At 57.6% G+C, this 12027-nt stretch carries 10 protein-coding genes and 1 pseudogene; 5 read left to right on the top strand and 6 right to left on the bottom strand.

Annotated elements, in window-relative coordinates; translation table 11 throughout:
- Positions 1-291: 291 nt before the first annotated feature.
- Positions 292-1608, top strand: a complete 1317-nt coding sequence (locus tag ACFFWD_RS22855) for an AAA family ATPase (protein ID WP_376968763.1) — start codon at positions 292-294, stop codon at positions 1606-1608.
- Positions 1609-1900: 292 nt separating this feature from the next.
- On the opposite strand, the pseudogene ACFFWD_RS22850 reads toward ACFFWD_RS22855, so the two are convergent.
- The 5 genes and pseudogenes from ACFFWD_RS22850 to ACFFWD_RS22830 form a co-directional block, all read right to left on the bottom strand.
- Positions 1901-2319, bottom strand: a pseudogene (locus tag ACFFWD_RS22850) (transposase).
- A 1295-nt stretch (positions 2320-3614) separates the two neighbouring features.
- Positions 3615-3983: a hypothetical protein gene (locus ACFFWD_RS22845; RefSeq protein WP_376968761.1), complete on the bottom strand. Its 369-nt coding sequence runs from the start codon at positions 3981-3983 to the stop codon at positions 3615-3617.
- 65 nt (positions 3984-4048) lie between these two features.
- The gene (locus tag ACFFWD_RS22840; RefSeq protein WP_376968759.1) at positions 4049-5434 is read right to left on the bottom strand and encodes a recombinase family protein; all 1386 of its coding nucleotides are present in this window, start codon (positions 5432-5434) and stop codon (positions 4049-4051) included.
- Positions 5431-5877: a DUF2924 domain-containing protein gene (locus tag ACFFWD_RS22835; RefSeq protein WP_376968757.1), complete on the bottom strand. Its 447-nt coding sequence runs from the start codon at positions 5875-5877 to the stop codon at positions 5431-5433. Before ACFFWD_RS22835 ends, ACFFWD_RS22840 begins: the two co-directional genes overlap by 4 nt.
- 661 nt (positions 5878-6538) lie before the next feature.
- The gene (locus ACFFWD_RS22830) at positions 6539-6709 is read right to left on the bottom strand and encodes a hypothetical protein (protein ID WP_376968755.1); all 171 of its coding nucleotides are present in this window, start codon (positions 6707-6709) and stop codon (positions 6539-6541) included.
- Positions 6710-7148: 439 nt separating this feature from the next.
- On the opposite strand from ACFFWD_RS22830, the gene ACFFWD_RS22825 reads away from it, so the two are divergent.
- The 4 genes from ACFFWD_RS22825 (at position 7149) to ACFFWD_RS22810 (ending at position 10564) form a co-directional block, all read left to right on the top strand.
- Positions 7149-7373, top strand: coding sequence for a helix-turn-helix transcriptional regulator (locus ACFFWD_RS22825; protein ID WP_376968753.1), 225 nt, complete (start codon positions 7149-7151; stop codon positions 7371-7373).
- Positions 7370-7582 (top strand): hypothetical protein, encoded by a 213-nt coding sequence (locus ACFFWD_RS22820; protein WP_376968751.1) that lies wholly within the window; start codon positions 7370-7372, stop codon positions 7580-7582. The genes ACFFWD_RS22825 and ACFFWD_RS22820 overlap by 4 nt, the downstream gene beginning before the upstream one ends.
- The gene (locus ACFFWD_RS22815; RefSeq protein WP_376968749.1) at positions 7579-8223 is read left to right on the top strand and encodes a helix-turn-helix domain-containing protein; all 645 of its coding nucleotides are present in this window, start codon (positions 7579-7581) and stop codon (positions 8221-8223) included. The genes ACFFWD_RS22820 and ACFFWD_RS22815 overlap by 4 nt, the downstream gene beginning before the upstream one ends.
- A gap of 754 nt (positions 8224-8977) precedes the next feature.
- The gene (locus ACFFWD_RS22810) at positions 8978-10564 is read left to right on the top strand and encodes a glycosyltransferase family 39 protein (RefSeq protein WP_376968747.1); all 1587 of its coding nucleotides are present in this window, start codon (positions 8978-8980) and stop codon (positions 10562-10564) included.
- Positions 10565-10683: 119 nt separating this feature from the next.
- Here the strand turns inward: ACFFWD_RS22810 and ACFFWD_RS22805 are convergent, their stop codons facing one another.
- Entirely contained in the window at positions 10684-11637 is a 954-nt protein-coding gene (locus ACFFWD_RS22805) for a sulfite exporter TauE/SafE family protein (RefSeq protein WP_376968745.1), read from the bottom strand.
- Between the last annotated feature and the right edge of the window lie 390 nt (positions 11638-12027).

The raw sequence follows: 12027 nt of genomic DNA, 5'->3' as shown, positions 1-12027 counted from the left end.
CTAAACTTTTTGCCCAAGTTTGTTGGCCGCGTGGCGGTTGCGAGCGCTCTGCGGCAGCGCCGAAGAGGTCTTAGGAAAGGTGCCCCGGTCTTCAAGATGTAGTGCAATCGCGAAGCGGGCTTTGCCCGAGCTTCGGTCTGCCTTCTGCGCCTGATGAGCAGGGAGCGTTGATGAAACTGATTCGAGCTTTTTTACTATTTGCTGAGGGCTTCGGATCGGCACCTATTGCGGGTGGCAGGCCAAATGCCCATCATTAGTCCACGATTCTTCTTATGGGCTCGGGGCACAACGATGAAGGCGCTGCCGGATACAGGCACGAAGTTCGCCGACGAAGAGGAGTTTAGGGGGATTCTGAAGCGGTTAATCGTCCCAGGTATACCCATCGAGGACGTAAGTTCTCTGCAGGGCCGCGACGCGAAATTGCGCGAGATTAGCCGAGCCTTGAATTCAAAGGGGATGCATGCGTTCATCCATGGCGAACGCGGGATTGGCAAGACGTCCCTCGCAGTCAGCGCAGCCAAGGCGTTTCTGAAGATTGAAGCCTATCCGCCCTATGTCGGCTGCGACGAAGATGCGACTTTCGATCACTTGGTCCGGGATATTTGCAGGGCCTTCCTCGGTTCAAGCGTACTCAAGCGGCAGACCGATTTTCAGCAATCGGCCGGAATCAACTTGGCTTTCTTGAAGTACGAGGTGAAGGGCGGCGGAGGCACCTGGATCATCCCCGAGAAGGTCGAAACGATCAATGAGGCGGCAGATATGATCGGCGAAGCCGCTCAACTTTCAGGGTACGGCGAACCGATAATCGTAGTCGATGAATTCGATCGGATCAAAGATGATCAGGTAAAGCGACGGTTTTCCGATCTGATCAAGCGCATCCATGATAAGGCGGTCAATGTCCGATTCATGTTCTGTGGTATTGGCAAAACGCTCGACGAGCTTACCAGCGGGCACTTCTCTTCCAATCGACCTCTACATCCCATAGAGCTTGATCAGATATCTCACGATGCACGTTGGCGTATAGTTACGCGTGCGGCCGACGCACTCGGCTTTCAAGTCGAGAAAGAGCATTTGGTTCGCGTGGGCCACATTAGCGATGGTTTTCCTTATTACATCCATCTTGTTGCTCAGAACCTTTTCTGGCTTGCCTTCGATAAGCATCCTCGCGACCCACGCGTAACCTCCGACGATTTTCATGTCGCTGTGATGGGAGCGATGGAGCAAGCGGAGTCGCCCCTGAAGACTGCGTACAAGCTGGCAATACAGAAAACAAAAAATTCTCTCGATTACGAAGAGGTCCTCTGGTCCGCGGCAGCGGGCACGCATATGCAGCGACAAAGTCGCGAGATGTATGAGAATTCTTACATTCCCATGATGGAGGACCGCCTTCGTAAGGAGAGCTTTGACCCAAAAATCAAAGAAAAGCGCGCGCCACTGACTTACGAAAAATATCGCGACCGCCTCTACAAGCTAACAGATCAGCGGCACGGGCGAATTTTGGAGAAGTCGCGCAACTCTTGGTATGAATTTCCGGAGAAGGTAAATCGCGGCTACGTCCGCCTTGTGGCGGAAAGAAATGGCGTCCAACTCGGCACGGACCATTTTTGATCGTCGAGCTAGGTCGAGGGCCCCCTTCATCGCGCCCTGACCGGTCGGCCGCAAGCCGCGCGAGCTAGGACTGAACCTTGAAGGTTAGCGGAGGCCCAGTATCTCGACTGCGGCGACCGCTGGGGTACGACAGTGTGTAACAATGTTGGGCGCCTGTTGAACTATCGTAACAATTTCAGTAGTTTTATCACCTGCCTATGCAATCCTTTCCTGGGCACCAGTTCCCGCAGCGCGGCTTCGGCCGAATTCCGTAACATTCGACGGGCGAATCCGGACCGATATCCAGACCCGATTAGGGCGTGGACTCATTAGCACACAGCCAAATTCGGATTGATGCGAGCTTGACGAACGCCAGATAGTTGGCTGCGAGTTTGTCATATCGGGTTGCGACACGCCGACATTGCTTTGTTGAAGAACCGTTCGATCAAGTTCCGCGCGCGATACAGATACGGGCTGAAGCAGATCGGGTCTTTGCGATTTCGCTTCGGCGGAATGTTCGCCCATGCTCCTTGCTGGCGGGCAAGCTCCCTGATCCAGTCCGCGTCGTATCCACGATCCGCGAGTAACATGGTTTGTGGGAGCACCTGAGCGGAGGACCCAGAAGATGCCACTGAGCACGCGAGGGTCGTTTACACGCCGAACCCCACGCGGTTTGTTCGGCAGCATCGGTTTGATGGCGGTCCATTCGTAGTCGCTGAGTTCGTAGCGCATGTTTCGAGGCTCCGGTTTGGAGCTTGAATCACGTCTCGGGCAGCGCCACCAACCCGCAATGGCCGGTCGCGGTCCTGCTAATGCTCTGAATTTACTTCCGCTTCCGGCGGCATAAGGGACATTGCCGGACTTGCTGCTGGCCCGGCCCCGTCGCGAATGACCCAAGGCGGACCTCGGTGATCTTAAACTTGCTGCTACGGACATGCCTTTAAAGCCAATTTCGTCGAGTGCAAAATCCCTGCTATAATCGCCACACGTGATGCCGTCTGGGGGGCGAATGACCAATATTCGGTTTACATGGCTGGCCGCGCTCGCTCTATCTGCAATCAGTGCACTCCCACTTAATGCGCAGACAAATTCGTGCGAAGGAAAGCGTGATGGCGATGTCGTAGGCTGCAACGTTGCGAATCAACTATTGGTGTGTAGAGAAACTGCCAAAGGCATTTTTGCTCCTGAACCGGACCCTAATTCAAAGTGCGAATTCCGGGTTCCTAGGACGCAAACTGGGTCGCTTAAGCGTAAGCTGATTGTAGTGCCGCCGTCGCCCCAACTTTCGCCAGCAAAAAAACCAACGGCCAGCACCGCAATATGCTTCGACCTAAAGAGAAGGGCACTCGCAAGATGGAAAGCGTTGCCGCCGTGCGAAAATCATCCTGCCTCCTGCGACAGGATAATCGCGGAGGACGATGCAATATGTAGCCGCCCGGAGTGTGTGCGCCTGTGCGCAGCTAACGACGGGACCGTACCCTTATTTGCGCGCTGAACAGTTGGTTGCGAAGACATTCCCTCGTCAGCTTATCCTTATTATCCTGAATTTCTGGCGAGTTCGCAACTATGGACCTAATTGCATAGAGCCTAGAACCACTACGTGATCTGAGAATCACCAAATCAGAATTTGGAAGGATCGCTGAAGAGCGGCCACTCATGGTTCGAGTAATCTTGCGGCCCAAATTTGAACGAGCTTTGGGGTCTTACCGAGGACGGAGAGATGGTCGCCTACTGCGACAATCCATCAAGTATCCCCAGACCGAAACCTCAAAGACTGGATCGAAACCAAGAATTGGCTGCTCAATCAGATGAGCAAGGATATTGCTGGAACGCTAGCTTACCGATTCCGCGACCATAGGCCAGGCATGCCAGCCACGCACCCGATGTCCGCAAGTGGGCCCATCGCGTCATTTCGCTGCGATGCGGACTTTGATCGCTGCCGGGGCATAGCGGACTCTCGCGAGCCGTCAGCTCGGCCGATTTATGGGTTCACTGCCTATTAGGGCGAGACGGCTGCCAAGGACGGCTTACTTCCGAAACGTCGCCTCTTGCTTGTCCCATTCGATCGGGAGCGACTTGAGCAATCGCGCGAGGTCGAGACCTTCTGGTTGTTGGCCATTGAGAATGGCTTCGGTGAGCGCCGGCGACAACAAGGTCAGCCGCAGCACTCGGCAGAGGTAGGATTCGTTGATCTTCTCAGCTTTGGCCAATTCCCGCACTGAAGCGAATAGGTTTGACTCGAGCATGCCGCGCCAGCGATGGGCGCGAACGAGCGCCTTGATGATCGTATTGTCGACGCGTGTTGGAGATGGTGACCACGGCGGAGCCTCGGCTGGAGTTACGACCTGCTTGCGGCCTCCCTGCCGGCGGAGGGAAATCGGTATGCTCACGACCATGGTCCGGCCGTCGCGGCTGAGCTTTGGGCGGCCGAACGGGCCTATCGTGATGGCAGCAGGTCGGGTCATTCGGCGGCTTGTTGGAAAATCGGTTGCGCGTTCAGCTGATGGGCGAGCGAGGTCAACCCTTCAATCTTCAGGGTGATGTCGAGCTTGTCGGGCCCCAGATCAATGCGCTCGACGAGCAGCTCGACGATACGAGCCTGTTCTGCGGGAAACAGCTCACTCCAGAGATCATCAAATCCGATTAGGGCACTGCGAACGTCATTCTCGTTGACGTCTTTGCGCTGCTTGCGAACGGCGCGCCAGGTCTGAACGATAACTTCAGGCGTCTGAAGAAGGAGACGGACCTGGTCGACGACGATCCGTTCAAGCTCGGCAGCCGGTACCAATCTGACGGGACAGTCCGATCCGCCACGTTTCATAGCGGTCTGACTGATGTAATACCGGTAGAGCCGTCCTGATTTCCGGGTGTGGGTCGGCGACATCGCTGCACCGTCAGGAGCGAAGAGGAGCCCTTTGAGGAGTGCTGGGGTTTGGGCGCGGGCGTTGCCTGCGCGTTTGCGTGGGCTTTCCTTCAGTATGCTGTGGACTTGGTCCCAGAGCCTGCGATCGATGATTGGCTCGTGCTCGCCGGGGTACGAGGTGCCCTTGTGGACGGCCTCGCCGATGTAGACCCGGTTGTTGAGGATTTTATAGAGGACGCCCTTATCCAACAGGTGGCCATAGCGGTTCCTCGCGCCGGCCGCGACAAGCTCGCGCGCCAATAGTGTCGCGGACTTCAGCTGGACGAACCGTCGGAAGATAGCTCTCACGCGTCCCGCATCAGGCTCATGAACGAACAGCTTGCGGTCGCGAACCTCATAGCCAAGTGGCGTCCAACCACCCATCCATTTGCCGCGCTTGCGGGAGGCTGCGACCTTGTCGCGGATGCGTTCGCCAATCAGCTCGCGCTCAAACTGCGCGAAAGTCACCAGGATGTTCAGGGCCATGCGCCCCATGGCATCTTTGGTGTTGAAAGACTGGGTCACGGAAACGAAGGTGACGCCGTGGCGTTCGAACAGCTCAACGAGGTTGAGAAAGTCGAGCATCGAGCGGGAAAGCCGGTCGATCTTGTACACGACAATCACGTCGATCCGGCCGGATTTGACGTCAGCCAGGAGCCGCTTCAAGGCTGGCCTCTCGAGGGTACCTCCTGAGAAACCGCCATCATCGTAGCGGTCTGAAACCGGGGACCAGCCTTCGGCCCGCTGGCTGATCACGTAAGCCTCGCAGGACTCCCGCTGGGCGTCGAGCGAATTGAAGTCCATGTCGAGGCCCTCCTCGCTGGACTTGCGCGTGTAAATGGCGCAGCGAACTTTTCGAACAGTGGAGGCGGGGCCGGAGGAGAGTGCCTCAAACGGGCTGGCGAGGCGCTTCTCGCCATTCTTTGGGCGGTTGCGGAGACTCATTTGCGGCCCTGAAGATTCTTCAGGCCGAAAAAGATCCAGCCATTCCACTTGGTGCCTGTGATTTCGCGGGCGACAGAGGAGAGAGACTTGTAGGGGCGGCCCAGGTACTCGAAATCTTCGTGCCGGACGGTCACACAGTGCTCGACGCCCTGCCATTCCCGGATCAGCTTGGTCCCGGCGATTGGGCGCAAGACGGGCCGGGCTTTGCGTTCAGCCGGCTCCTGGTTGGCATACTGCTTGGCCATCGCCTCGAGGCGCTCGTGGGTCTCACGGCGGAGCCCGCCATAGGCCAGTTCCTGGATCCGGTAGGCCAGCCGGCTCTCCAGAAAGCGCCGGTTATAGGCGGGCGGCTCGGTCTCAAAGAGTTCGCGCCAGCGGGCTTTCAGAACGTCGGCGGGGGCGCCTTTCAGGGCCGCCAGCTGCGACAAAACGGTCTCTTTCACGGGGTGATAACCTCGCTCTTACGGGCGACATCACCCCGAGACAGCGGCTCACAGTCGAGCTGAGTTTTTGCCCCACGCGGTAAAATTTGACTGGACTTCCGCTCCAAAACACGCAGGAGGCCAGCGGCCAAAATGGCGGCGATTTCGGCTAGATCGTCGTGGTGATGCACAGTCATACGCCGCTATTCGGCGTAGTCGGGCGCGCTCGTCCAACCCTTTCACATGAAACGGTAGAGAGGCGCATCGCATGGCATAGGAGCGTAATCTGTGCACTCGTGTCACTTTGGAATATCGTTTCCCTGATTCATTCACTTGGTCTCTGATTCGGGGTTAAGCGGTGTTGTTGCAGCAAACGAACTCGCCGGACGGGATCGAAGGTTCGGCGGATCCATTGGACGGCCTGACACTGGCTGGCGGCTTTCGTAAGTATGTCTTGGAGGATGTCGAGATTGCCGGATTAGGTCGGCGACTCTCAGAAATACGTCGGAGCAATTCGGATGTGTTCCTAGAGGGGCAGTTTCCAGGCGCTTATGTCGACTTCCATTGGCCTTTGCATGTCTCTGCTGAGAGTATCGCCGACGCGTTTGTGAGCTCGCCTGTTGTATTCTTAGACCGACCGTTGCCGACCCCATCTGAGCTGGAAACCGCAGCTTCGGAGCGGCTAGCTGATCGTATCGCGGCGCTTGTCGGTCGCCTTGCCCGCGGCGAGATCATTGCGGTTGGGACTTTCGCCGCCACGGGCGTCGAGGGACCCGTCGGCACTGGCCAGTGGAGGCGCACGGATCTCGTTATAGATGTCAAGAATAGTGCGATTTGCGAGATGCGGGACCATCGTCCCGTAGCCGTCTGGACGGGTGTTTGGCTCCAGCTACCTGACGAGCATCCGCCGAAGGATCAACCCGTCGTCTCACAGCTGTATGCCGAAGAACCGACGAAGGCCCGAAAGCAGATCCAAACCAAAAGTAAATCGCGGACTGAGTGCATAGATTGGCTCATGTCGATCATGTCAGATCCGACGGCCGCTCCCTTGACGAATGATGAGCTCTGGGCAACGGCAAGTGCGAGATGGCCGAACAAGCTCAGCAAACGGGAATTTGACAGATGCCGGGCTCTCGCGCTTGGCAAGTTAAGCGAAGAGCAGCGCTATCTGTGGGCTCGCCCCGGACCCAAGCGTAAACCGTCGCAGTTCTAATCACCGCACTTCGAAATCGCGGCGGCTATTTTCGGGTCTCCACCGTAGCCAGTCTAACTGCATCGAAACCGATGCAGTTATGACAATGCCCCTCAACAGCAATGAAGATCCCGACGCCCTGCTCAGGGAACAGGCTGCGGCCGACTTGTTGTGCCTATCTGTCAGGACACTCCAGTCGTGGCGTATCCGCCTTGCAGGCCCCCCTTTCGTCCAAGTAGGCCGTGCTGTTCGCTATCGCCGCCGCGATCTAATCGCCTGGATCAACGCAAATACCTGCGGCGGATCCGTGGAGCGGCGGCCGTGACCAAGGGATCAACCACAGCCGCTCATTCCAACGCCCAAGAGCCTAGAGAGTACTCGGTCTACTTTGGGCGTGAGCGCCTTGGCCGCTTCGTTCGTCTCGACAAAAGGCTGTTCGAGGCGTTCGACCGCTACGACCAGGCTCTCGGCACTTTCCGCAAAAGGAAGGAAGTACTTGCCGCCATTTACGCCGCGTCGGGGGAAAGCCGATGAGCTGGCAAGCGACCGCCTGGGCGATCAAGCAGGCAACGGGCTCGACCAGGCGCAAAGCCATGTTGCTGGCGCTCGCCAACTATGCCGATCCGAACGGGGTATGCTGGCCGTCGCAGGAGCGCTTGGCAACCGACACGGAACAGTCTGTTGATTCCGTACAGCGCCACTCCCAGGCGCTTGAAAAAATGAAGCTGTTGGAACGCGAAATAATGCCCAAGCGGCGCGGCCAGTATGCTGGCTATCGCTATCGCCTGGCCATGCTAACCGACCAAGCTGACGGGACACAAGCTGCTTCGCTTTCGCGCAGTTCGCGGTCTGACCACACCGCAAAAAGCCGAGGCGCCGCACCGCAGAGCTTGCGGAGCAAACCTTCCATAGAACCTTCATATAAACATCCACACGCAAAACCCTCATTTGAGGCCGCCGAAGCACGCCTAAGGGCTTTCCAGGCAAAGCAAGAGCCTCTGGAAGTCGTACAACATCGAATTGCTCAAAGGATTGGGTACGATGGATGGCTCGTCCTAGGCGATATGAATGACAACCAGCGTCAACGGCTTTCGAAGCTCGAGCGCCAGGGCAGGTTGGATGATGAGACGCTTTGCAACGCGGTGCTTGCGGCGCGCCTTGCAGCACGATCGTGAATGGGGCGAACGCGGAGGGCCCGGGGGTGGCCAAAAGTCTAGAGGCCCTCCCTGACGACCGGGCTCCCTGGTTCACACGTAAAATCTCGGAATTAAATACAAAAAGCCACCTGCCGAGCACTGACGAGAGCAATCGGTGTGCGCGAAGTAGCTGGTGTTGATAAGGGGTGGGGGGTGGTCATTTCCTTAGCGGCCTTTCAGCAAGCGGACCGGCCCCACCTTCATTCAGGGATTTTTTTTTCTCATCCCGCCGAGAATTTCACTCCAAGTGAGCAAGGCGTGTCGCCGTCTCTTGACAAACAAGATCGATAACTCAAGCGCTTATGGCAAGTTTGGAAGTCGATAGGCCAGGCCCCTGGGCACAAGCGAGTATTTATTTTCAGGAGCCCAGGGCGCGACGTGCAGCTCGCAAGCGCCTGAAAAAAGTGTCGCGAAATTCAGTAGAGGGGAGGGGCGCCACCTCGATACAACGACGTAACTCCAAGTGCGACTATCGATCGCTGCCCGGCGCCGGTCTATCGGAGACGCACCAAAAGCGAACCCTTGGATTCTGCGGTTCGGAGGCTTCGACGTCGGCTTTCGGGCGTAGAGCGAACCAAGGCTAGGCAAGCCTGTGATCTCTGCTAGTGACCCACAGGAGACATCGTGGCCGAGGCGGAAACGATCCCAGCCTTCCCGAACGTGATCCCACTTGCCGCCGCGTGTTCGAGGCGTGATATCATTTTAGGTATGCTCGCCGGGCGGGGGGAGAGGGATGGCATTCACCAATGAGCCGCGGATCTCGATAGCCGACCAGAGGGCCGCCGCTTGGCCGTTGGCCACACAGCTCATCGACGTGAAACCGGTTCGAGCGACTGTCGCGTTGGCCGTGTTGTTGGCGTTTCTCGCGCTGGTGCTGCGGCTCTATGGCCTCTCTGACAAACCTCTCTGGTTCGACGAGATAATCACTTTGAACCGGGCAAACCTTCCGTTTGCTGGACTCGTCATCGACGCGTTCGAACACAAGCATTATCCAACTTATTTTCTGCTGCTTTATCCATTCGCCTCGGCGAACATCGATGCGTGGACACTACGAATCCCGTCCGCCCTGTTTGGAGCAGCCTGCACATTCCTCGTCACGCGACTGGCGGCCGAAATACGTGGGCCGCAAGCGAGCCTCGTGGCGGGACTGTTGATGGCGTTATCACCATTTGAGGTGCAGTTCGGCCAGGAGGCTCGCTCGTTCACGCTTATCTCTTGCTTGGTGCTCATTGCGATCTGGGGATTGGTCCGCATCGCGCACACACCTGTGGCATCTGCGCTGCCCTTGAGCCGGCCGGCAGCGCAGCGGGGGGCATGGGCGGCCTACGTGCTCGGCACACTCGGGGCGCTCCTCGTGCACAACTGTGCGGTCCCCTGGCTCTTGGCGTCAAATATGGCCTTGTTGGTGATTGCCCACCGCGCGGCATCCGAACGAAGGGAGTTATTGCGAAATTGGGCATGGGCGCAGGCCATCATCCTGCTTATCTGGCTCCCGGGCTTGATCATCATGTTGCTATCAAATCGGGGGGCCGCGCTGAGTGGCGTTGGATGGATACCCAAGGCCAGTTACGAAACCATCTGGTCGGTGGTCTCTGCACTCTATCTGTTTCGGATATCGGATATGATGAATTTCGACCTGCTGCCGGCACCGTTCCCGGGATTCGGCGCGGCGGTTGCGGTGTTTGCCCTTATCGGAGCATGGCGATTGAAGACCGATCCGCGCTCGCTGACGGTGGTAGGGCTTGCCTTTTTGGCGATGCCGGTTGCGATTTCGGTCATGTCCGCGTTCCAGCCGATGTTGGTGCCACGGTATTTGATGTGGAGCACCGGTCCGTTTTTTGTGCTCGCGGGTATTGGAGCGGCGAGGCTGCCGACGAGATTTTTCCTGCTGATCGCCGTGGTGGTTGCGGGAGGCGGCGCGCTAAGCCTTGCGCCTTATTACAAGGCGGAGACCAAACCGCGCTGGGACCGAGCGGTAGCGTTTCTCGTGGACAATTCACGCCCGCAAGATGTCATCGTTGCGCAAAACCAAGCGGTCAAATACGTCCTCGCTTCTTATGCTGAGCGACTTCGGCTCGATTCGAGGATTCCAGTGTACGCATCCAACTCGGACGACGCTGCGCAGCGCGCTGAGGAAGGGGAGCGCGCGTGGATCGTGTACGGGCGCCATGGTCAGGAAAAGCAGGAGCCCGAGGAGGGCTTTCGGCAGAAATGGTCGGCCTTCGGGATTCCCGCCGAAGAGGTCCGGTTCGGTTCGCACATTCTTATTCTGCGGTTCGACAAGGTGGCGTCGGAACCAGTTTTAGAGGCCGCTCGTTGAGGGGACCGGGCGGCAATGATGCCGTCTGTCAGGGCCAGCATTCGAAGGACAGCGAAAGCGCTTCGGCGAAGACCAGCATGGCGACAGCGAGGATCGCGACAACGTAACCGAGCAAGGTGCTAAGCGGGAGCAAACGGGTCACGGGGAGGTTCGGTCATGTCCGAAGCGATGCGATTATCCGGCCCACTCGGAGCGGCGGGCGTAAGCAAAGTTCTTTGCGATCGCCTTGAGGCCGCTCTTCGTGTGAAAAAGATGTACAATAAATAGGTGTCGATCAAAAATGTGAGGATCAAAACGACGTAGGCCCACGGGCTTTCCATCAAATTTAGCTCGATTAATACCCGCGAGAAACCGAAGCCCACGACCCATGCATCAAAGCTCATGCATATTCGACGAAACGTCTCGGCATCCAGATGGCGGATGACATAGGCGCCGAGTGGTACCCCGACGCCAACGCAGGGAACAAACACCCATAAGATGTTCCCGCTTTCAGCCGTAAACAGGCCAAGCTGGTAATAGACGATGGCGGTCACGCTCGACTCGGCCACGCGAACCAATGCGAGACCGGCCCGAAACTCGGTTTTGACCAGACCTTGGTTGTTGAACAGGATCGCCAGCGGCGGTCCGGAGATGGTGGTGACCGAATACAGGATGCCCAGCGCAGTTCCAAAGGGAAGACCCACCCACCATGTCTGCCGAATTGGCCTCCGCCAACCGGCTGCCTGAATCAGGATGAGGGGCAGAATGAGTGCGTAGGTCCCGAGTTTGATCCAGCCTGGCTGAAGTGTAGCGAGAACCAAGGCTCCGATTCCGATGCCGGGCAGGAGCCCGGTGATGATTGGAAACACCCTCTTCCATACAGCGGCAACGCCGTTCAAATTGATGAATAGAACGTAGAAGTTGGTGGCCACCTCAACCAGGACGACGGCGGGATTCAGCATGCGGTTTGCATAGAAAACGAGAGCCACCGGCACGGTGAGCGAGGAAAACCCATAGCCGAGCGCGCCATTTACGAAAGCTGCAAGAAAAGCGATGCCAGTGAGAACGATCACCGCAGTATCAAGAGGAGGCATCGTTGGCTCCCCCATACGGGCAATGGTCGCCCGCGAGGCGACCGACCTTTATCACTATCCTATCACTTCTGGCGATCTGCTTGCAGGTTGGAACCCTGCGGGGCACCGGTGCTTTCGCCTCTGAACTGGTTTGAAGATTGCCAGCGCGCTTCCCTTTTTTTCCAAAGGCGCGATCAACGGTTCCAGAGAGAAGGACGGTCCCTCAGCCTGCGACCGCCACTTCCGCCCTTGTGCCCATCGCTTCAGTTGGCGCAGTGCAGCGGTATGTCTGAAAGCGGGGGTAGATCGGACGCGGCTAGCCAACTGCAAGAATGTCGAGATTGACCCGTTTGTATGGTCCGGCCGTGCGTTGCAAGTGGTTTCGCCGAGCTGGCGGTGAGCGGTCTTGCA

Origin of the sequence: Bradyrhizobium erythrophlei (assembly GCF_042430365.1) — a bacterium.
Classification (GTDB): Bacteria; Pseudomonadota; Alphaproteobacteria; order Rhizobiales; family Xanthobacteraceae; genus Bradyrhizobium; species Bradyrhizobium erythrophlei.
This window is presented reverse-complemented; position numbering and strand designations above follow the sequence as displayed.

Excerpts from the sequence above, each read along its gene's own strand:
- ACFFWD_RS22855 (WP_376968763.1), top strand. The coding sequence starts at position 292 with ATGAAGGCGCTGCCGGATACAGGCACGAAGTTCGCCGACGAAGAGGAG.
- ACFFWD_RS22845 (WP_376968761.1), bottom strand. The coding sequence starts at position 3,983 with ATGGTCGTGAGCATACCGATTTCCCTCCGCCGGCAGGGAGGCCGCAAG.
- ACFFWD_RS22840 (WP_376968759.1), bottom strand. The coding sequence starts at position 5,434 with ATGAGTCTCCGCAACCGCCCAAAGAATGGCGAGAAGCGCCTCGCCAGC.
- ACFFWD_RS22830 (WP_376968755.1), bottom strand. The coding sequence starts at position 6,709 with ATGGTCCCGCATCTCGCAAATCGCACTATTCTTGACATCTATAACGAG.
- ACFFWD_RS22825 (WP_376968753.1), top strand. The coding sequence starts at position 7,149 with ATGACAATGCCCCTCAACAGCAATGAAGATCCCGACGCCCTGCTCAGG.
- ACFFWD_RS22815 (WP_376968749.1), top strand. The coding sequence starts at position 7,579 with ATGAGCTGGCAAGCGACCGCCTGGGCGATCAAGCAGGCAACGGGCTCG.
- ACFFWD_RS22810 (WP_376968747.1), top strand. The coding sequence starts at position 8,978 with ATGGCATTCACCAATGAGCCGCGGATCTCGATAGCCGACCAGAGGGCC.
- ACFFWD_RS22805 (WP_376968745.1), bottom strand. The coding sequence starts at position 11,637 with ATGCCTCCTCTTGATACTGCGGTGATCGTTCTCACTGGCATCGCTTTT.